A 20,124-nucleotide genomic window follows, 5' to 3' on the forward strand; every position below is an offset into this window, starting at 1 on the left:
CGCGGCGCTCCCGCCCGCCCCACCACCGCACGCCGACCCAGGAGCCCCCGCACTCGTGAGCAGCACATCCGCCCCGCCGCCCGCGCCCTCGCTGCGCACCGTCCAGGTGCTGGGCCGCGGCAGCGCCGGCAGCGCCGCCCATGTGCACACGCTGTCGGCGGGGCTCGTCGCGCGCGGGGTGCGGGTGACGGTCTGTGCCGCGCCCGACGCCGAGGACACGTACGACTTCTCCGGAGTGGGCGCCCGCTTCGAACGGATCCCGCCACGCACGGACCCCGGGAGCATCGCCGCGCTCCGTGCCGCCTGCGCGGACGCCGACGTGGTGCACGCGCACGGCCTGCACGCCGGGCTGCGGGCCTCCCTCGCGCTGCGCGGCCGGCGCGTCCCCCTCGTGGTCACCTGGCACACCAAGGTGCACAGCGAGGGCGCCAGGGCCCGGGTGACGCGCCTGCTGGAACGCCGGGTGGCGCGGGCCTCGGCGGTGGTGCTGGGCTCCTGCGCCGAACTGGTCGGCCGGGCCCGCGAGCGGGGCGCCCGGGACGCGCGGCTGGCACCGCCGGCCGGCCCCCGCCCGCGCACCGACGAGGAGTACGCGCGGGAGCTGGGCAGGCGCGAGAAGCGGCGCGCTGAACTGGGCGCGCTGGGGCGGCCCCTGCTGGTCACCGTCGGCCGGCTGGACGCGCACCAGGGCCACGAGATGCTGCTGGACGCCGCGCACGGCTGGTGCGGGCCGGACCCGCAGCCGCTGGTCGTCGTCGCGGGCGAGGGGCCGCTCCGGCCCGCGCTCCAGCAGCGGATCGACGCGGAGCAGCTGCCGGTGCTGCTGCTCGGGCGCCGCGAGGACGTACCGGGGCTGCTGGCCGCTGCCGACCTGGTGCTGGCCACGGCGCGCTGGGAGGCCCGCTCGGTACTGGCCCAGGAGGCGCTGCGCGCCGGTGTCCCGCTGGTCGCCACGGACGCCGGCGGCACCCGCGAACTGGTCGGCCGGGCCGCCGAACTGGTCCCGTACGGCGACGCCCCGACGCTCTCCCGCACGGTCGTGGAACTGCTCGACGACCCGGTCCGCCGGGCGGCCCTCGCCGCCGCGGGCCGAGTCCAGGCCGCCGACTGGCCGACCGAGGACGACACGGTCGCGCAGGTCCTGAGCGTCTACGACGAACTGCACCAGAGCCGGGACTGACGGGCGCGGGGGACCGGCCGCGGGGCAGCCGCCGGGGTCCGGCTGGGGGTCGGCCCCCAGGGGCCGGCCGCGGGGCAGCTCTCGGGACCCGGCCGCCGCCCGCGTCCCGCTAACCGCGTTCCGTGTGGCGCCGGGCGTGCAGGGCCAGCCGCAGTCCCAGTACCGTCTGCGGGTCGTCCAGGTCGGTGCCGAGCAGCTGGGAGATCCGGGCGAGCCGGTCGTAGAGGGTCTGCCGGTTGACGTTCAGGTCGCGGGAGGTCTCGGCCTTTCGGCCCGCGCTGGCGAGGTACGCCTCCAGCGTCGGCAGCAGCGGCTGGCGGGCGGTGCGGTCGTGGGCCAGCAGCGGGCCGATCGCCCGCTCCACGAAGTCGGTGAGCATGCCCTCCTCGCCGTGCTCGCGCATCCGCCACAGCAGCAGCTCGATGTCCAGGCGGCGGGCGTCGTACCAGGCCCGCGGCGGCAGCCCCTGGGCCGCGGCGGCGGCCTCGGCGGCGTGTCGCAGGCCGGGCCCGGTCGCGGCCCAGTCGCCGGGCACGCCGACCACGACGACGGGGCGCTGTGCCGCGGGCCGGTCCAGGCCGGCCCGTACGACGCCGGCCCGCAGGGCGTCCGCGATCCGGTCGGCCACGCCGTCCCGGTCCTGCCCCTCGCGCACCCCGGCCACCAGCGGCACCCGCCCGTCCACGGGCCGCACGCCGAGCAGGACGGGCGCGCCGAGCGCGGCCAGCTCCTCGCGCAGCGCCTGGGCGAGGAGCGCCCAGCCGGCCGCCGTGGGCAGCCCGGACGGCAGCCGCATGACCACGGGGAGCAGTGCCGCTTCCCCCGGCCGGAAGCCCAGCAGCCGGGCCTGGCCCGGCGCTTCGGCCGCGGAGATCCGGCCTTCGGCGAGGTCGGCGAGGAAGTCGCCGCGGCCCCGCGCCGCCAGCCCCTCCTCCTGGCGGGACTGGAGCATGACGACGGCGAGCAGGTCGGCGGCGCGTTCGGCGGCGATGCGGTGGACGGGCGCGAGGGCCGCGTTGACGGGCAGCAGGACGAGCCGGGCCCGTACGGCGTCGGGGCCGTGGCCGCCGCCGGGCACGTCCACCCGCAGGCCCTTCTCGCGCAGCCCCTCCCACGCCTGGAGCGGGTCGGCGTCGGCAGCGCCGCCGTCGTCGGGGCCGGCGGCGTACAGCGGGCTGCCGTCCGGGGCCTCCAGGCAGAGCGGGTTGCCGGTGAAGGCGGCCAGCAGACGCAGTACCTCGGAGGCACCGCCGCCGCGCAGCAGGACGTCCGTACAGCGGCGCAGCACCTCGTCGGCGCGGCGCATCAGCGTGTAGTGGCTGTTGACGATCTCGGTGTGGATCTCCTCGGTGACCGAGACGTACGGCACCTCGCGGTGCAGCTGGATCAGCGGCAGGCCGCAGGCGCGGGCGCTCTCGACCAGTGCGGTGGGCAGCGACTCGAAACGGGCGCCCAGCTCCACCACGAGCGCGGCGATCCCGCGGTCCGCGAGCTTGCGGACGAAGGCCCGCTGCTCGGAGGGGCGGGCGCCCAGGCCGAGGCCGGTGGTCAGCAGCAGCTCGCCGCCCTTGAGCAGCGAGGCGATGTTGGGGACCTCGCCGGCGTGCACCCAGCGCACCGCGCGGTCCAGCCCGTCCTCACCCGTGATCACCTCGGGCAGCCCGCGCCGCAGCGTGGGCAGCTCCAGCGCCCTGCGTACCGTGATCTCGGCTTCGCTCATCACTTCCGACCCCATGGCGTCGAACGCTACCCGGAGCTGCCGGTCCCCGCCGCCACGGGAGCCCTGGTCGGAGCGGTGCGGCCGGGCCGGTCAGCCCGATTCGCGGACCACCAGCTCGGCCGGGGTGACGACGGGGGAGAGGTCCTCGCCGCCGGAGGCCAGCCGGCGCAGGAGGAGGCGGGCCATCAGGCGCCCCATCTCCTGGACGTCCTGCCGGACCGTGGTCAGCGGCGGGTCCGCCCAGGCCGCCGGGGCGAGGTCGTCGTAGCCGACGACCGCGACGTCCTCGGGGACCCGCAGGCCGCGGGCGCGCAGCGTGCGCAGGGCGCCGGTGGCCATCAGGTCCGAGCAGGCGAAGACGGCGTCGAGGTCCGGCGCGGCGTCCAGCAGCGTGGCCATGGCCCGCTCGCCGCCCTCCGCGGTGAAGCCGCCGTCGGCGATCAGCCGCTCGTCCACGTCCGGCGCGTCCGGTCCGCCGAGCGCCTCGCGGTAGCCGTCCAGCCGGTCCTGGGCCGAGGTCTGGTCCAGCGGGCCGGTGATGACGGCGATGCGGCGCCGGCCCCGGGAGAGGAGGTGGCGCACGGCCTGCCGCCCGCCGTCGCGGTTGTCGGTGTCGACGTACAGCGGCGGGGCACTTGCGGGGCCGTCGTCCGTCCAGTCCGGGCGGCCGCCGAAGACCGTGGGCAGCCCCGAGGCGTCGGCCATCGCGGGCAGCGGGTCTGCGCTGTGCAGCGAGAACATCAGCGCGCCGTCGACGTGCCCGCCCGACAGATAGCGGCCGATGCGTTCGTGGTCCCGGTCGCTCTCCACCATCAGCAGCAGCAACTGGGTGTCGGCGGCGGCCAGTTCACGGCCGATGCCGCGCAGTTGCTGGGCGAAGAACGGGTCGGAGAAGACCCGGGTCTCGGGCTCGGCGATGACCACGGCGACGGCTCCGGTACGCCGGGTGACGAGCGAGCGCGCCGCGCTGTTGGGGACGTACCCCAGCTCGGCGACGGCCTGCCGGACCTTTTCGCGGATCTCGGTGCGGACGCCGGGGCCGCCGTTGACGACGCGGGAGACGGTGGCGCGGGAGACGCCGGCCAGCGCGGCCACCGCCTCCAGGGTCGGCCGCCGGCCGCCGGACACGGGCATCTCGAACTCCTCTCGTCTCGCGGTGGGTTGACGGTACCGCCAGAAGTGGGCAGGGTGACCCTACTTCATTTGAGAGCGCTCTCACCCCTCCCCCCACAAGGAGCCGTCTCATGATTTCTCGTCGTGCCCTGCTCGGCGGTCTCGCCGCGAGCGCCGCCGCCGGCACCGGTCTCACCCTGGCCGGCCGGGCCATCGGAGCACCCGCGCCGGTCCGCTCCAAGGCCGCCGGCCTCCCCCTGGAGATCGTCAACAACTCCGGTGAGTTCGGCAATTCATCGGTATACGTCTACATCGTCGGCAACGACGGCACCCAGCAGGTCCGTGTCACGCCCGAGGGCGAACTGAAGCCGGTCGCGGTCTCCGACAATGGCTCGGACGGGTTCACCGACTACGCGATACCGCTCGCCGGGAGCGGTACCACCACCCTCACGCTGCCGAAGATGTCCGGCCGGATCTACACCTCGCTGGGCGGCAAGCTGAAGTTCAAGGCCGTCGAGGACGGCAACGGCAAGGCCGCGCTCGCCTATCCGGCGGGCTGGGTGGATTCCGACCCCAACTTCGGGGTGCTGCACGACTGCGCGGAGTTCACCTACAACGACGGCGGAATGTACTGCAACACCACGATGGTGGACATGTTCAGCGTGCCGCTGGCGATCAAGCTGACCGGCGCCAAGGACCAGACGGCGGGGCTGCTGAAGGACGGCGCCCGGGACAAGATCTTTTCCGGCCTGGCGGGCGTCGAGGGCTTCGACAGGCTCGTGGTCGACGACAAGCGGGTCATCGCCCCCGGACACGGCCTGGGTGCCGGTCGGTTCGACGAGAACTACCTCGCCGCCGCCATCGACGAGGCATGGGCCGCCTACGAGTCCAAGGACCTCAAGATCACCACCAATGCCGGGACGTTCACCGGGCGCACCGCCGGCGGGAAGCTCTCCTTCACCGGCCCCGCTTCCGTCTCCTTCGACAAGCCGAGCACCAAGGACGTGCTCTTCTGCGACGGCGCCCTCGCCGCGCCGAACGACGGTACGACGGGCCCGGTCGCCGCGATCCTCGGCGCCGCGCTCAACCGGGCCACCCTCACCTCGCACGCCGAGCAGCCCACCACCGACCCCGCCGCCTTCTACCAGCAGAAGCTCGCCAACCACTACGCAAGGGTGATGCACGAAGCGACGCAGGACGGCAAGGCGTACGGCTTCGCCTTCGACGACGTCGCCGGCTTCGCCTCGTACATCGAGGACGGCGCGCCCAGCAAGTTCACCCTGACGCTGACGCCGTTCTGACCGGCGCGGCCCCATAGGCCAGGGCTCCGGCCGTGCCGCAGCGGCACACGGCCGGAGCCCTGTTCGTCGTGCGCGGTGGGCTCAGCCCCCGTACGCCCCGCTGGCCGTCAGGCGCAGGGCCGTGTCGATCAGCGGGACGTGGCTGAACGCCTGCGGGAAGTTGCCCACCTGGCGGCCGGACTCGGAGTCCCACTCCTCGGCCAGCAGTCCCAGGTCGTTGCGGAGCGAGAGCAGCTTCTCGAAGAGCTTGCGGGCCTCCTCGACCCGGCCGATCATCGCCAGGTCGTCGGCGAGCCAGAACGAGCAGGCCAGGAACGCGCCCTCGTCGCCCTCCAGGCCGTCCACGTTCTCCTCGCCGGCGTCGGCGGAGGTGGGATAGCGCATGATGAAGCCGTCGGGCGTGGCCAACTCCCGCTGGATCGCCTCGATCGTGCCGATGACGCGCTTGTCGTCCGGCGGCAGGAAGCCCATCTGCGGGATGAGCAGCAGCGAGGCGTCCAGCTCCTTGGAGCCGTAGGACTGGGTGAAGGTGTTGCGCTCCGGGTCGTAGCCGTTCTCGCACACGTCCCGGTGGATCGTGTCGCGCAGGTCCTTCCAGCGCTCCAGCGGGCCCTCGACGTCCCCGGACTCCATGAGCTTGATGGTGCGGTCCACCGCGACCCAGGTCATGACCTTGGAGTGCACGAAGTGCCGGCGCGGCCCGCGCACCTCCCAGATGCCCTCGTCCGGCTCGTCCCAGTGCTGTTCCACCCAGCGGATCAGCTTCAGCTGGAGCAGCGAGGCGTAGTCGTTGCGGGCCAGGCCCGTCATGTGGGCGAGGTGCAGCGCCTCGATGACCTCGCCGTACACGTCCAGCTGGAGCTGGCCGGCGGCGCCGTTGCCGACCCGGACCGGCTGCGAACCCTCGTACCCCGGCAGCCAGGTCAGCTCGTTCTCGCCCAGCTCCCGCTCGCCGGCGATGCCGTACATGATCTGGAGGTTCTCCGGGTCGCCCGCCACCGCGCGGAGCAGCCACTCGCGCCAGGCGCGTGCCTCGTCGCGGTAGCCGGTGCGCAGCAGCGAGGAGAGCGTGATCGCGGCGTCCCGGAGCCAGGTGAAGCGGTAGTCCCAGTTGCGGGAGCCGCCGATGTCCTCGGGGAGGGAGGTGGTGGGGGCCGCGACGATGCCGCCGGTCGGCGCGTACGTCAGCGCCTTCAGCGTGATCAGCGAGCGGATCACCGCGTCCCGGTAGGGGCCGTGGTACGTGCACTGCGCGACCCACTCGCGCCAGAAGTCCTCGGTGGCGGCGAGCGCGTTCTCCGGCTCGGGCAGCGGCGGCTGCTCGTGGTGCGAGGGCTGCCAGCTCATGGTGAACGTGATCCGCTGCCCGGCCTCGACCGCGAAGTCGGAGTATGTCGTGAGGTCTTCGCCGTGGGTCTCGGCCGTGGTGTCGAACCACACCGAGTCCGGGCCCGCGACCGCGGCCGTGCGGCCGTCGACCTGGTGCACCCACGGCACCACCCAGCCGTAGGAGAAGCGCATCCGCAGCGAGGAGCGCATCGGCACCCGGCCGCTGACGCCTTCCACGATGCGGATCAGCTGCGGGGCGCCCTCGCGCGGCGGCATGAAGTCGATCACGCGCACCGTGCCGTCGGGGGTTTCCCACTCCGACTCCAGGATCAGCGAGTCGCCGCGGTACCGGCGGCGGTCGGAGGGCGCCGGATCGCCTTCCGCTTCCGCGGCCGGACCCAGCCGCCAGAAGCCGTGCTCCTCGGTGCCGAGGAGGCCCGCGAAGACCGCGGGCGAGTCGAACCGGGGGAGGCACAGCCAGTCGACCGTGCCGTCCCGGCAGACGAGTGCGGCGGTCTGCATGTCGCCGATGAGTGCGTAGTCCTCGATGCGCCCGGCCACGTACAACTCCCGTTCGAACTGGGGTGACGCCCCCCGTGGGACGTGTCGGTCTTCCGTCCTGATCCGTTGAAAACCCCGCCGAGCTGCTGGTCCGGTGTGCGGGTCGGGACGGTGCCGTGCCGGACGGCTCTGCGCGAGTGCCCGAGCAGGATACGACGCGTACGGAAGATCCGCTCGGCCCTCCGCTTTCCGGGGCTGGGCCGAACGGGTGGCCTCCGTCACGTCGGGCCCCGGATACAGGGAGCGATCCATTCCGCCCCGCGCGGGCGGGAGCGACCACGCTCCGTCGCTGATAGCCTGGTACCCCGTGGACCGGTGGGCCGGAAGAAAGACCCGGAACCCCCCGACCGCAGCGACGGCACCCCGTGGAATCCGGGATCGCGCCGCTCCGCTTTTCACCTCGCGACCCACGGGAGCTTCCTCTTGGCCATGCCGCCCACCGCATTTGTAAACAACGCCGGCTCGACGACCAAGCACATCTTCGTCACCGGGGGCGTTGCGTCCTCGCTCGGCAAGGGGCTCACCGCCTCCAGCCTGGGTGCGCTCCTCAAGGCGCGGGGCCTGCGGGTCACGATGCAGAAGCTGGACCCGTACCTCAACGTCGACCCCGGCACGATGAACCCCTTCCAGCACGGCGAGGTGTTCGTCACCAACGACGGCGCCGAGACCGACCTGGACATCGGCCACTACGAGCGCTTCCTGGACGTCGACCTCGACGGCTCCGCGAACGTCACCACCGGCCAGGTCTACTCCACCGTGATCGCCAAGGAGCGGCGCGGCGAGTACCTGGGCGACACCGTGCAGGTCATCCCGCACATCACCAACGAGATCAAGCACCGCATCCGGCGGATGGCGACCGACGACGTCGACGTCGTCATCACCGAGGTCGGCGGCACGGTCGGCGACATCGAGTCGCTGCCGTTCCTGGAGACCGTGCGCCAGGTCCGCCACGAGGTCGGCCGGGACAACGTCTTCGTCGTGCACATCTCGCTGCTTCCGTACATCGGCCCCTCCGGTGAGCTGAAGACCAAGCCGACCCAGCACTCCGTCGCCGCGCTGCGCAACATCGGCATCCAGCCCGACGCGATCGTGCTGCGCGCCGACCGCGAGGTGCCCGTCTCCATCAAGCGCAAGATCTCGCTGATGTGCGACGTGGACGAGGCCGCCGTCGTGGCCTGCAAGGACGCGCCGTCGATCTACGACATCCCCAAGGTGCTGCACACCGAGGGGCTGGACGCCTACGTCGTCCGCAAGCTGGACCTGCCGTTCCGTGACGTGGCCTGGGCCCAGTGGGAGGACCTGCTGGACCGCGTCCACAACCCGGACCACGAGGTCAAGGTCGCGCTGGTCGGCAAGTACATCGACCTGCCCGACGCCTACCTGTCGGTCTCCGAGGCGATGCGGGCCGGCGGCTTCGCCAACCGCGCCCGCGTGAAGATCAAGTGGGTCACCTCCGACGACTGCCGCACCCCGGCCGGCGCCCAGGCGCAGCTCGGCGACTGCGACGCCGTCCTGATCCCCGGCGGCTTCGGCGAGCGCGGCGTGGAGGGCAAGCTGGAGGCCATCACCTACGCCCGCGAGAACAAGGTCCCGCTGCTGGGCATCTGCCTGGGCCTGCAGTGCGTCGTCATCGAGGCGGCGCGCAGCCTGGCGGGCGTCAAGGGCGCGAACTCCACCGAGTTCGACCCGGCGGCGGCCGACCCGGTCATCTCGACCATGGCCGAGCAGCTGGACATCGTCGCCGGCGAGGGCGACATGGGCGGCACGATGCGGCTCGGCATGTACCCGGCCAAGCTCGCCGAGGGCTCCATCGTCCGCGAGGTCTACGGCGACGAGCAGTACGTCGAGGAGCGCCACCGCCACCGCTACGAGGTCAACAACTCCTACCGCGGTGAGCTGGAGAAGAAGGCGGGCCTGCTGTTCTCCGGCGTCTCCCCGGACAACAAGCTGGTGGAGTACGTCGAGTACCCGCGCGAGGTGCACCCCTACCTGGTCGCCACCCAGGCGCACCCGGAGCTGCGCTCCCGCCCGACCCGCCCGCACCCGCTCTTCGCGGGCCTGGTGAAGGCGGCCGTCGAGCGCAAGACCGGTCAGAGCGCCGGCAAGGCCGCCGGTAAGTAGGGAACCGGCCGACCGATACGGTTACCGGGGTGCGGGCTTTGCGGCCCGTACCCCGGTTTCTGCTTGTTTGGGAGGATGCGCATGGCCATCAAGGACACCCCCGAGGAGTGGCGGATCACCGCGACGGCGACCCCCTTCACCGGCAACAAGACCAGCGTCCGCACGGACGAGGTCGTGATGCCGGACGGGTCCACCGTGAAGCGGGACTACCAGGTCCACCCCGGCTCGGTGGCCGTTCTGGCCCTGGACGGCGAGGGCAGGGTCCTGGTGCTGCGCCAGTACCGGCACCCGGTACGGCACAAGCTCTGGGAGATCCCGGCCGGCCTGCTGGACATCCCGGGCGAGAACCCGCTGCACGCCGCCCAGCGCGAGCTGTACGAGGAGGCGCACGTCAAGGCCGAGGACTGGCGGGTGCTGACCGACGTCTACACCACGCCCGGCGGCTGCGACGAGGCCGTGCGGATCTTCCTGGCCCGCGACCTGTCCGAGGCGGAGGGCGAGCGCTTCGAGGTCGAGGAGGAAGAGGCCGACATGGAGCTGGCGCGGGTGCCGGTCGCCGACCTCGCGCGCGGCGTGCTGGCGGGCGAGCTGCACAACAACTGCCTGGTCGTCGGCGTGCTGTCGCTGCTGGCCGCGCAGTCGGGTGACGGCCCGGACGCGCTGCGCCCGGCCGAGGCGCCCTGGCCGGCCCGGCCGTTCCAGGCGTGACGCCGGGCCCGTTCCCGGAGTGACGGAAGGTCCCGGGGAGCACCCCGGGACCTTACCGGAATCTTGTCTCCCATTTTTGTCAGATTTACGCGGTATGTCCGCCGTGATCCACGCCTCTCGTGAACTACGCTCGACAAATCCCGGCCGTACAGGCGGCCGGCTCGTACGCGCGCAAGTGAACGGGAGCGTGGCCCGTGGCGGAGCAGGCGGTGGACACCGGACGGTCGGTGACGGCGTCGGGGGCCGGACGAAGAGGAGCGGGCCGGACCGGCGCCCCGGCGGCCGCCCCGCCGGCGCCCTTCTTCGCCGGCCGCAGCCGCGAACTGGCCGCCCTGCGCAGCGACATCGAACGCGCCGGACTGGACACCCTCTCCGGCCGCAAGGGCGCCCGCAGCCGGGTGCTGCTGATCGCCGGCCGGCCCGGTTCGGGCCGCAGCGCCCTGGCCGCCGAACTCGCCCGGCAGCTGGCCGGCGACTACCCGGACGGCGTGCTGCGCTGCCGGCTGAGCACCATCGACGGCCGGCCCGTGCCCACCGCGTCCGTCGCCCGTGACCTGCTCACCCAGCTCGGCGAGCGGGTGCCGGCGGGCGCGGAGGAGGACGAGCTGACCGAGGCGCTGCGCGGCGCGCTGGCCGACCGGCGCGCCCTGCTCCTGCTGGACGACGCGGCCGGCGCCGAGCAGGTCGACCCGCTGCTGCCGGACGCCCCGGGCTGCCTGGTCCTCGGCGTCTCCGAGGGACCGCTGACCGGCATCACGGACGTCCGGCCCTGCACCCTCGGGGGCCTGGACACCGCGGCCGGGGTGGAGATCCTGACCCGGTACGCGGGCAGCGTCCGCATCACCGTCGACCCGCGCACCGCCGAGCAGGTCGTCCAGGACTGCGGCGGCCAGCCCGCCGCCCTGGTGCTGGCCGGCGGCTGGCTCGCGACCCACCCCAAATCCTCCCTCTCCGACCTGCGGCGGACGCTGTTCCTGCTGCCGCCCGGCGAGGAGGACGCGGTACCGGTGCCCCGGTCGCTGTCCCGCGCCTTCCGGATGGCGTACGAAGGGCTGCCGGCACCCGCAGCGCGCATACTGCGACTGCTCTCGCTCGCCCCGGCGGGCCTCGTCGACGCGCACACGGCGTCCGCGCTGGCCGGCTGCTCGGTGGAGGCCGCCGAATCGACCCTGCGGGACTTCGCGGCCATGGGAGCGCTCCGACCCGTGGCGCCGGAGGGCGCCGCCGGGGGCGAGGACACCTCGGCCGACGGGCCCGACCCGATGGCGGCCCTCCCGCCGCAGTACCGGGTGCCCGGCTGCCTCGCGCCGCTGCTGCGCGCCCGGCTCCAGGCCCACGAGCGCCCCGCCGAGATCCAGCTCTCCCGCGCCCGCATGCTGGAGCGGACCGTACGGCAGCTGCTGTCCTGCCGGGCGATGGGGGAGCCCGCCGGATCCCCGGCCCGCGAACGGACCTCCGGGCTGCCGCGGTCGCTGCGCTTCGGGTCCGTCCCCGAGGCCGCGGCCTGGCTGCGCACCCGCCGCCCGGCCCTGCTGGACTCGGCCCGGATCGCCGTCGCCGACGGTGAGCTGGACACCCTGGACCGGCGGCTGATGGCCGCGCTGGTACGGGCGCTGCTCGCCCACGAGAGCGCCGAGTCGGCGGCTCCCGATCTGTACGGGCTGCACCTCCTGGTCCTGCAGGTCGCCGAGCGGCGCGCCCTGGCCCGCGAGAAGGCCGCGGCGCTGCTGAACCTCGGCGACCTGGACGCCCAGTCCGGCCGGTCGGAGAAGGCGCTGAGCCGGTACCGGGGCGCCCTGGAGTCGGCCCGCGCGGTGAAGGACGCGGTGGCGACCGGCCGCGCGCTGGAGTCGCTGGGCGCCACGTACGCCGAGCTGGCGGACTGGCAGCGGGCCGCCGACTGGTACGGGCGGGCGCTGGAGCTGCGGCTCTCCCGCGGCCACACGGCCGAGGCGGCCCGGCTGCACGGCCGGCTGGGCGCGGTGCACACGCAGGCGGGCCGCTGGGCCGAGGCGCTGCGTGAGTGGCGGGCCGCACACGGTGCGTACCGCAGGGCCGGTGACGCCGTGGGGCTGGCGCGCGCGATGGGGGAGACGGCGCGGGTGCAGGAGTACGCCGGGCGGCCCGAGCAGGCGCTGCGGACCTGCTTCGAGGCGCTGGAGCTGGCCAGGAAGGCGGCGGACGGGCGGCTGGAGGCGGCGCTCCAGCTGCGGATTGCGGACACCTTCGAACGGCTCGGCGATCCCGCGGCGGCAAGGCTGCACAGGGGCCTGGGAGAGGGACTCCTCGCAGATCACCCGGCCTGACCTACGAAATCGGTGGCGGTTCACGGAAAACTAATTGCTTTGCAAGGCTAGACAACAAGAGCTCCTTCAATAGACTGGCAGAGCCGCGGCTCTCGCGGTCACATCCGTCATGCGTCTGTATGAGCGGATATTTCTCTGCAAGCTCTCATTCAAGGACCGTGATCGACGTGAAGGTCGGCATCCCCCGCGAGGTCAAGAACAACGAGTTCCGGGTGGCTATCACGCCTGCCGGTGTCCACGAGCTCGTCCGCAACGGCCACCAGGTCTTCGTCGAGAAGGACGCCGGGCTCGGCTCCTCCATCACCAACGAGGAGTACGTCGGCGCCGGCGCGAACATCCTCGGCACCGCCGACGAGGTGTGGGCCACCGCCGACCTGCTGCTGAAGGTCAAGGAGCCCATCGCCGAGGAGTACCACCGGCTCCGCAAGGACCAGACGCTCTTCACCTACCTGCACCTGGCGGCCTCCCGCGAGTGCACGGACGCCCTCCTGGAGTCCGGCACCACCGCGATCGCCTACGAGACCGTCGAGACCGCCAACCGCGCGCTGCCGCTGCTGGCCCCGATGTCCGAGGTCGCGGGCCGCATCGCCCCGCAGGTCGGCGCGTACCACCTGATGCGCCAGGCCGGCGGCCGCGGCGTGCTGCCCGGCGGCGTCCCCGGCGTCCACGCGGGCAAGGCCGTCGTCATCGGCGGTGGCGTCTCCGGCTGGAACGCCGTGCAGATCGCCGTGGGCCTGGGCTTCCACGTCACGCTGCTCGACAAGGACATCAACAAGCTCCGCGAGGCCGACAAGATCTTCGGCACCAAGGTGCAGACGATCGTCTCCAACGCCTTCGAGCTGGAGAAGGCCGTCGTCGAGGCCGACCTCGTCGTGGGTGCCGTCCTCATCCCGGGCGCCAAGGCCCCGAAGCTGGTCACCAACGAGCTCGTCGCCAAGATGAAGCCCGGAAGTGTCCTTGTCGACATCGCGATCGACCAGGGCGGCTGCTTCGAGGACTCGCGTCCGACCACGCACGCCGAGCCGACCTTCCAGGTCCACAACTCGGTCTTCTACTGCGTCGCCAACATGCCGGGCGCGGTGCCGAACACCTCCACCCACGCGCTCACCAACGCGACGCTGCCCTACATCGTCGAGCTGGCCAACCGCGGCTGGGTCGAGGCGCTCCGCCGGGACGCCGCGCTGGCCAAGGGCCTCAACACCCACGACGGCAAGGTCGTCTACGCCGAGGTCGCCGAGGCGCACGGCCTGGAGTCCGTCGAGCTGAGCACGCTGCTGGGCTGATTCGTCAACACGGCGCGTCAACACCACGCGCACGGCCGGGCCTTGAGACTTTCGGGCCCGGCCGGTCGCGTTTGCGACAGATTTCCCCGACCGTCCGTGGCGGGCCTCCGCCGAGCCCTCCGCAACTCGTAACGAACGTCTCTCTTCGACCCTTTCGCACACCCCCGAAACCTCACGGATGTGTGCCGCGCGCCCTTGACATCGGGGTGTTCCATTGCCGACACATCGTGCCGGGTCCGGTGGATTGTGTTGCTGCGGACGCCCGACACGCCATAGAGTCGCCAACCGTCGGCATGGTGTCACGCTGACCTATCGATAAGTTTCCTGGTCACATCCAAGGAGGTAAGACGACTTGTGAATGAGTCGACATTTACTCCCGGAGGTGGTCGACCAGGAGCGGTTGCACGGGGCCAGGGTCCCTCGGGGCACGAGGCTGTCGGCTCCGTCGCTGTCCACACCTTCGCAGCCCAGAAGAGCATGACGACGACAGCCCACCAGAGCATGGACGGCCATCAAGTGAACGCCATGGCCGGCGACCAGGGCGGCACAGACCCGGCCCGTTTCGCCGACTACGACGACCTGCCCGAGGGGCACTTCTACGATCCGGACGCGGAGTACGAGCCGGACCCCGAGTACGCGGCGACGCTCGCGCCGGACGCCGCGCGCCAGCGCCGCGAGCGCATCGGCCCGACCGGCCGGCCCCTTCCCTACTTCCCGATCCCCGGGCCGCTTTCCGAGCACGGCCCGGCGAAGATCATCGCGATGTGCAACCAGAAGGGCGGGGTCGGCAAGACGACCTCGACCATCAACCTGGGTGCCGCGCTGGCCGAGTACGGCCGCCGGGTGCTGCTGGTCGACTTCGACCCGCAGGGCGCCCTCTCGGTCGGCCTCGGCGTCAACCCCATGGAGCTGGACCTGACGGTCTACAACCTGCTCATGGAGCGGGGCATGTCGGCCGACGAGGTACTGCTGAAGACCGCGGTCCCCAACATGGACCTGCTCCCCAGCAATATCGATTTGTCAGCCGCTGAGGTGCAGCTCGTCAGCGAGGTGGCCCGTGAGTCGACCCTCCAGCGCGCCCTGAAGCCGCTGCTGGCCGACTACGACTACATCGTCATCGACTGCCAGCCCTCGCTCGGTCTGCTGACCGTCAACGCGCTGACGGCGGCTCACAAGGTCATCGTCCCGCTGGAGTGCGAGTTCTTCGCGCTGCGCGGTGTGGCGCTGCTGACCGAGACGATCGAGAAGGTCCAGGAGCGGCTCAACCCCGACCTGGAGCTGGACGGCATCCTCGCCACGATGTACGACTCGCGCACCGTGCACAGCCGCGAGGTCCTGGCGCGCGTGGTGGAGGCCTTCGACGATCACGTGTACCACACCGTGATCGGCCGGACGGTCCGCTTCCCCGAGACCACGGTCGCGGGCGAGCCGATCACCACGTACGCCTCCAACTCCGTGGGTGCCGCCGCCTACCGTCAGCTCGCCAGGGAGGTGCTCGCCCGGTGTCACGCCGAGTGAGTCTGCCCGGCGCCGATGAGCTGTTCCGCACCACCGGGGGGACGGCGCTGCAGTCCTCCTCGCCCCGCCGGCCGGCGAACGGTACCCCCGCGAACGGCGAGGTGCCCCGGGTGCCCGCGCCGGGCGGCGAGGCCGACCCGGCCGCGCCGCAGCAGGGCGGCGCCGCGCAGCGCCGTCCGGAGGGCGAACCCGCTGCCGCGGCGTCCGGGGCCGCGGCGCCCGCGGAGCAGCACAGCGGTCGCGACACGGCCGACGAGGCCGCCAAGGAGCGCCGCCGGCAGGAGGCCGCTGCCGCGGGGGCGCCGGCCTCGGGGAGCCCCGCCCGGCGACGCGGCCGGGGCGCGAACCGCCGTCCCAGCGGCCGGGAACGGCACGACGAGAAGATCACCGTGTACGTCTCCGCCGAGGAGCTGATGGACCTGGAGCACGCGCGCCTGGTCCTGCGCGGCGAACACGGGCTCGCGGTGGACCGCGGCCGGATCGTCCGGGAGGCCGTCGCGGTCGTCCTGGCGGACCTGGAGTCCCGCGGGGACGCCAGCATCCTCGTGCGGCGCCTGAGGGGCCGCTGAGCGGCTCCTGAGGGCCATGCTGTGGAACTCCGGCCGCCCGGGCGGCCGGGTCCGCGCCCGCCGGGCCCCGGCGGGTTAGCCTTCCGGCACCGGCGGGTGCCGCCCGCCGGTGACCAGCCCGGCGCCGTGCGCGGCACGGGACCGCAGCGTATGGACCACGATGCCGACGAGCCACGACGACCCCTCAGCGCCCGCCCCGCGCACCCCGCGCCGCTCCCTGGGCCACGGCCCGGGCACGCCCCCACCCCCGGAGCCGGCCCCGGCCGGTCCTCCCGAGGCCGAGCCGGCCGCGGCCACCACCACGGTCGAGGCTCCCGAGCCGGAGCCGGTTGCGGCCGCGGCCCCTGAGGCCGAGCCGGAGCCGGTCACGGCCGAGGCCCCTGAGGCCGAGCCCGAGGACGAGCCCGGAACGGACGGGCCCGCCGTGCCCGAGGAGGGCGGGCCCGCCGCCTCCGAGGGGGATGAGCCCGGCGTGCCCGAGGGGGATGAGCCCGCCGCCTCCGAGGGGGACGGGCCCGCCGGCTCCGAAGGGGACGGGCCCGCCGCGCCCTCGGACGCCACCGTGGCCGGGGACGGGAAGTTCACCCTTCACCTGGAGAACTTCGAGGGGCCGTTCGACCTCCTGCTGCAGCTGATCTCCAAGCACAAGCTGGACGTCACCGAGATCGCTCTCTCGCAGGTCACCGACGAGTTCATGGCCCACATCCGGGCCATGGGACCGGACTGGGACCTGGACCAGACGACGGAGTTCCTGGTCGTCGCGGCGACCCTGCTGGACCTGAAGGCCGCCCGGCTGCTGCCCGCCGCCGAGGTCGAGGACGAGGCGGACCTCGCCCTCCTGGAGGCGCGCGACCTGCTCTTCGCCCGGCTGCTCCAGTACCGCGCGTACAAGGAGGTCGCCGACGTCTTCAGCCGCCGCCTGGCGGACGAGGCGCGCCGCTACCCCCGTACCGTCGGTCTCGAACCGCACCACGCCGAGCTGCTCCCCGAGGTCGTCATCAGCATCGGGGCCGAGGGGTTCGCCAAGCTGGCCGTGAAGGCGATGCAGCCCAAGGCGAAGCCGCAGGTGTACATCGACCACATCCACGCCCCGCTGGTCAGCGTGCGCGAGCAGGCCGAGGTGGTGGTGGCGCGGCTGCGCGCGGCCGGCGAGGCGTCCTTTCAGGAGCTCACCGAGGACGCGCCGGACACCCTCACCGTGGTCGCCCGCTTCCTGGCGCTCCTGGAGCTGTACCGGGAGCGCGCGGTGGTCCTGGACCAGCCCGAGGCGCTGGGCGAGCTGATGGTCCGCTGGGCGGGTACGGAGGACGGCGCCGAGCCCGTCGTCACGGACGAGTTCGACCGCCCGGCGGAGCAGCCGGCCGACGAGAAGACCCAGAAGGAGACGGAGACGGCATGAGCGGCCCCGGTACCACCGAAGAGACGTACGCCCTCCCCGAGGCACAGGCCCCCGAGGCCCCCGAAGAGACGTACGACCTCCCCGAGGGGCAGGCCCCCGAGACCCCCGGAGCGCCGCCCGGCGCCCTCGGGGTCGCGGCGCTCGACCTGAAGCCCGCGCTGGAGGCCGTCCTGATGGTCGTCGACGAGCCCGCCACCGAGGAGCACCTCGCCAAGGTGCTGCAGCGCCGCCGCCGGGACGTGACGATCGCGCTGCGTGAGCTGTCGGACGACTACGCCCGGCAGGGCCGCGGTTTCGACCTGCGGCTGGTCGCGGGCGGCTGGCGGTTCTACACCCGCCCGGAGTACGCCGACGCCGTGGAGGCCTTCGTCCTGGACGGCCAGCAGGCCCGGCTGACGCAGGCCGCATTGGAGACTCTGGCCGTGGTCGCGTACCGTCAACCGGTCAGCCGGTCCCGGGTCTCGGCCGTGCGCGGTGTCAACTGCGACGGCGTGATGCGCACCCTTCTCCAGCGCGGTCTGGTCGAGGAGGCGGGCACGGAAGGCGAAACAGGTGCGATCCTGTACAGGACGACGAACTACTTTCTGGAGCGGATGGGCCTGCGGGGCTTGGACGAGCTCCCCGAGCTCGCCCCGTTCCTCCCCGAGGCGGACGCGGTCGAGGGCGACTCCCGGGAAGGTGTGCCGTCGTTCGACGTAGACGACAGCGGCGACTCTCAGACGGATCATTGATGCGAAGCAGCGGCAGGAACAGCAGCGGCGGCGGTAGGGGCAACTACCGGGGCGCCGGCAACCAGCGCGACGACAAGCAGAAGCGCGCGGGCAAGCCTCGTCCCGAGGAGCGCCGCTACGACGTCGGTGGATCCGGCTCGGGCGGCCCGGGCGACGGACCCCGCAAGGGGCGCGGCGCGGCGGCCCGCGGTGGCGCCAAGGGCGGTCCGAAGAACAGCCCCCGCAGCCAGGAGGGCAAGGGCGCCAAGGGCTCCCGCGGCCGCGGTTCCACGCCGGCCCGCCCCCGCGAGTACGACGCGAAGATCGAGGAGCGCAACCGCGCCCGGTACGACAAGCCGGAGATCAAGACTCCCAAGACCTTCGGCGACCAGGAGGGCGAGCGGCTCCAGAAGGTGCTGGCCCGCGCGGGCATGGGCTCGCGGCGCGCCTGCGAGGACCTGATCGACGAGGCCCGTGTCGAGGTGAACGGGCAGATCGTCACGGAGCAGGGCGTCCGTGTCGACCCGCAGAAGGACGAGATCAAGGTGGACGGCCTGACCGTCGCCACCCAGTCCTACCTCTTCTTCGCGCTGAACAAGCCGGCCGGCGTCGTCTCCACCATGGAGGACCCCGACGGCCGCCAGTGCCTGGGCGACTACGTCACCAACCGGGAGACCCGGCTCTTCCACGTCGGCCGGCTGGACACCGAGACCGAGGGCATCATCCTGCTCACCAACCACGGGGAGCTGGCGCACCGCCTGACCCACCCGCGGTACGGCGTGCAGAAGACCTACCTCGCCGCCATCCAGGGCCCGCTGCCGCGCGAGATCGGCAAGATGCTGAAGGACGGCATCGAGCTGGAGGACGGGTACGCCCGCGCCGACCACTTCCGGGTCGTGCAGCAGACCGGCAAGAACTACCTCGTCGAGGTGACGCTGCACGAGGGCCGCAAGCACATCGTGCGCCGGATGCTCTCCGAGGCCGGCTTCCCGGTGGACAAGCTCGTACGGACCTCCTTCGGGCCCATCTCGCTGGGCGACCAGAAGTCCGGCTGGCTGCGCCGGCTGACCAACACCGAGGTCGGCATGCTGATGCGCGAGGTCGACCTGTAGGCCGCACCCGGCCGTCCGGCCGCCGCCGGCAGTTGCGGCGGCCACTGACCACCCCTTATCGTCACTATGACGACTAAGGGGTGGTTTTTTCATGTCCGCGAAGGATCCCGCGACCGGTTCGATGCTCGGGCTCGCCCTCGGCGACGCGCTCGGATACCCGACCGAGTTCAAGAGCGTCCGCTCGATCGAGGCCGCGTACGGGCCCTGGCGGCAGCTGGAACTGCCCCGGCCGGCCCTCGTCACCGACGACACCCAGATGACGCTCGCCCTCGGGCGCGGCCTGCGTACGGCGATGGAGCGCGGCCCGCTCGACGCGGCCACGCTGGAGCCCCCGGTGCGCCAGGAGTACATCGACTGGTGGCGCTCCCCGGACAACAACCGCGCCCCCGGCAACACCTGCCTCAGCGCCTGCCGGCTGCTGAGCGAGGCCGGCCGCCCCTGGGCCGAGGCCAGTCGGACCGGCTCCAAGGGCTGCGGCGCCAACATGCGCGTCGCCCCCATCGGCCTGGCCCCCGGCCTGACCGATCAGCAGCGGGCCGGCGCCGCCCAGCTCCAGTCGGCCCTCACCCACGGCCACCCCACCGCCCTGGCGGCCAGCGACCTCACGGCATGGGCGGTGCGGCTCCTGGCCCGGGGCGAGGACCCCGCCGAGCTGCCCACGAAGCTCCGGATCTACATCCACGGCAACCGCACCACCTACCACGGCGACTGGCTCGGCGACCTGTGGCAGCACGCCGGTGCCGCGTCGCCCGAGGCGTTCATGGCACACGGCTGGGACGAGTGCCGCGGCGTCCTGGACCGGCTGGACGCCGCCCTGCGCGCCCCCGACCCGGAGACCGACCCCTGCCTCCTCGTCGGCGAGGGCTGGATCGCGGAGGAGGCCCTGGCCGCCGGGCTGCTCTGCTTCCTGCTCTTCCCCGAGGACCCGGTGGCGGCGCTGCGCCGCGGCGCCTGCTCCGCCGGCGACTCCGACTCCCTCGCCTGCCTGGCCGGCGCCTTCGCCGGCGCCCACCTCGGCGCGGACGCCTGGCCGGCGGCCTGGACCGAGCGCATCGAGTACCGCGAGGAGCTGCTGGCGCTCGGCGCGCTCTGGGACGGGCGGGGCTGACCGCCGTCCGGCCGCCGGGACGCCCGTCTCGCAGGACGGGCGCGCTCGGCGGCCGGGCCCGGGGGTCGATACGCTGATCGGGCAGG

The 20,124-nt window shown here is 73.1% G+C and carries 15 protein-coding genes; 12 read left to right on the forward strand and 3 right to left on the reverse strand.

Features of this window, described 5'->3' with window-relative positions; genetic code table 11:
- Positions 1-55 precede the first annotated feature (55 nt).
- Entirely contained in the window at positions 56-1,180 is a 1,125-nt protein-coding gene (locus ACZ6WH_RS05585; RefSeq protein WP_469726329.1) for a glycosyltransferase family 4 protein, read from the forward strand.
- A gap of 109 nt (positions 1,181-1,289) precedes the next feature.
- Here ACZ6WH_RS05585 and ACZ6WH_RS05590 read toward each other — a convergent pair whose 3' ends face one another.
- The gene (locus tag ACZ6WH_RS05590; RefSeq protein ID WP_469726331.1) at positions 1,290-2,915 is read right to left on the reverse strand and encodes a PucR family transcriptional regulator; all 1,626 of its coding nucleotides are present in this window, start codon (positions 2,913-2,915) and stop codon (positions 1,290-1,292) included.
- A gap of 75 nt (positions 2,916-2,990) precedes the next feature.
- Positions 2,991-4,034, reverse strand: a complete 1,044-nt coding sequence (locus ACZ6WH_RS05595) for a LacI family DNA-binding transcriptional regulator (protein ID WP_469726333.1) — start codon at positions 4,032-4,034, stop codon at positions 2,991-2,993.
- 110 nt (positions 4,035-4,144) lie between these two features.
- Here ACZ6WH_RS05595 and ACZ6WH_RS05600 point away from each other — a divergent pair, with 110 nt between their 5' ends.
- Complete coding sequence (locus ACZ6WH_RS05600) at positions 4,145-5,314, forward strand: beta-1,3-glucanase family protein (RefSeq protein ID WP_469726334.1); 1,170 nt, start codon at positions 4,145-4,147, stop codon at positions 5,312-5,314.
- An 81-nt stretch (positions 5,315-5,395) separates the two neighbouring features.
- On the opposite strand, the gene ACZ6WH_RS05605 is transcribed toward ACZ6WH_RS05600, so the two are convergent.
- On the reverse strand, positions 5,396-7,210 hold the full coding sequence (locus ACZ6WH_RS05605; RefSeq protein ID WP_469726335.1) for a glycoside hydrolase family 15 protein: 1,815 nt from the start codon (positions 7,208-7,210) through the stop codon (positions 5,396-5,398).
- Between the two features lie 423 nt (positions 7,211-7,633).
- Between ACZ6WH_RS05605 and ACZ6WH_RS05610 the strand changes: the two genes are divergently transcribed.
- The 10 genes from ACZ6WH_RS05610 to ACZ6WH_RS05655 all read left to right on the forward strand — a co-directional run bounded on the left by ACZ6WH_RS05610 (position 7,634) and on the right by ACZ6WH_RS05655 (position 20,038).
- On the forward strand, positions 7,634-9,325 hold the full coding sequence (locus tag ACZ6WH_RS05610; RefSeq protein ID WP_432852467.1) for a CTP synthase: 1,692 nt from the start codon (positions 7,634-7,636) through the stop codon (positions 9,323-9,325).
- An 81-nt stretch (positions 9,326-9,406) separates the two neighbouring features.
- Entirely contained in the window at positions 9,407-10,033 is a 627-nt protein-coding gene (locus ACZ6WH_RS05615) for an NUDIX domain-containing protein (protein WP_469726337.1), read from the forward strand.
- Between the two features lie 194 nt (positions 10,034-10,227).
- A complete protein-coding gene (locus ACZ6WH_RS05620; protein WP_469726339.1) occupies positions 10,228-12,339 on the forward strand; it encodes a tetratricopeptide repeat protein in 2,112 nt (703 codons plus the stop codon).
- A gap of 167 nt (positions 12,340-12,506) precedes the next feature.
- Positions 12,507-13,622 (forward strand): alanine dehydrogenase, encoded by a 1,116-nt coding sequence (gene ald, locus ACZ6WH_RS05625; RefSeq protein ID WP_361563597.1) that lies wholly within the window; start codon positions 12,507-12,509, stop codon positions 13,620-13,622.
- A gap of 501 nt (positions 13,623-14,123) precedes the next feature.
- Positions 14,124-15,140 (forward strand): ParA family protein, encoded by a 1,017-nt coding sequence (locus ACZ6WH_RS05630; RefSeq protein WP_399706418.1) that lies wholly within the window; start codon positions 14,124-14,126, stop codon positions 15,138-15,140.
- Positions 15,137-15,709, forward strand: coding sequence for a hypothetical protein (locus tag ACZ6WH_RS05635; protein WP_469727179.1), 573 nt, complete (start codon positions 15,137-15,139; stop codon positions 15,707-15,709). Before ACZ6WH_RS05630 ends, ACZ6WH_RS05635 begins: the two co-directional genes overlap by 4 nt.
- Before the next feature lie 160 nt (positions 15,710-15,869).
- Positions 15,870-17,108, forward strand: coding sequence for a segregation and condensation protein A (locus ACZ6WH_RS05640; RefSeq protein WP_469726341.1), 1,239 nt, complete (start codon positions 15,870-15,872; stop codon positions 17,106-17,108).
- Entirely contained in the window at positions 17,105-17,839 is a 735-nt protein-coding gene (gene scpB / locus ACZ6WH_RS05645; RefSeq protein ID WP_469726343.1) for an SMC-Scp complex subunit ScpB, read from the forward strand. Before ACZ6WH_RS05640 ends, scpB begins: the two co-directional genes overlap by 4 nt.
- Positions 17,839-18,930, forward strand: a complete 1,092-nt coding sequence (locus ACZ6WH_RS05650) for a pseudouridine synthase (RefSeq protein ID WP_469726345.1) — start codon at positions 17,839-17,841, stop codon at positions 18,928-18,930. Before scpB ends, ACZ6WH_RS05650 begins: the two co-directional genes overlap by 1 nt.
- Positions 18,931-19,021: 91 nt before the next feature.
- On the forward strand, positions 19,022-20,038 hold the full coding sequence (locus tag ACZ6WH_RS05655; protein ID WP_469726346.1) for an ADP-ribosylglycohydrolase family protein: 1,017 nt from the start codon (positions 19,022-19,024) through the stop codon (positions 20,036-20,038).
- The last annotated feature ends 86 nt before the right edge of the window (positions 20,039-20,124 follow it).

The organism is Streptomyces sp. NPDC050806 (assembly GCF_055586425.1).

What these genes read in the sequence shown, in the direction of transcription:
- ACZ6WH_RS05595 (WP_469726333.1), bottom strand. Translation starts at nt 4,034, where the DNA reads ATGCCCGTGTCCGGCGGCCGGCGGCCGACCCTGGAGGCGGTGGCCGCG.
- scpB (WP_469726343.1), top strand. Translation starts at nt 17,105, where the DNA reads ATGAGCGGCCCCGGTACCACCGAAGAGACGTACGCCCTCCCCGAGGCA.
- ACZ6WH_RS05630 (WP_399706418.1), top strand. Translation starts at nt 14,124, where the DNA reads ATGGACGGCCATCAAGTGAACGCCATGGCCGGCGACCAGGGCGGCACA.
- ACZ6WH_RS05640 (WP_469726341.1), top strand. Translation starts at nt 15,870, where the DNA reads ATGCCGACGAGCCACGACGACCCCTCAGCGCCCGCCCCGCGCACCCCG.
- ACZ6WH_RS05650 (WP_469726345.1), top strand. Translation starts at nt 17,839, where the DNA reads ATGCGAAGCAGCGGCAGGAACAGCAGCGGCGGCGGTAGGGGCAACTAC.
- ACZ6WH_RS05615 (WP_469726337.1), top strand. Translation starts at nt 9,407, where the DNA reads ATGGCCATCAAGGACACCCCCGAGGAGTGGCGGATCACCGCGACGGCG.
- ACZ6WH_RS05610 (WP_432852467.1), top strand. Translation starts at nt 7,634, where the DNA reads ATGCCGCCCACCGCATTTGTAAACAACGCCGGCTCGACGACCAAGCAC.
- ACZ6WH_RS05600 (WP_469726334.1), top strand. Translation starts at nt 4,145, where the DNA reads ATGATTTCTCGTCGTGCCCTGCTCGGCGGTCTCGCCGCGAGCGCCGCC.
- ACZ6WH_RS05655 (WP_469726346.1), top strand. Translation starts at nt 19,022, where the DNA reads ATGTCCGCGAAGGATCCCGCGACCGGTTCGATGCTCGGGCTCGCCCTC.
- ACZ6WH_RS05590 (WP_469726331.1), bottom strand. Translation starts at nt 2,915, where the DNA reads ATGGGGTCGGAAGTGATGAGCGAAGCCGAGATCACGGTACGCAGGGCG.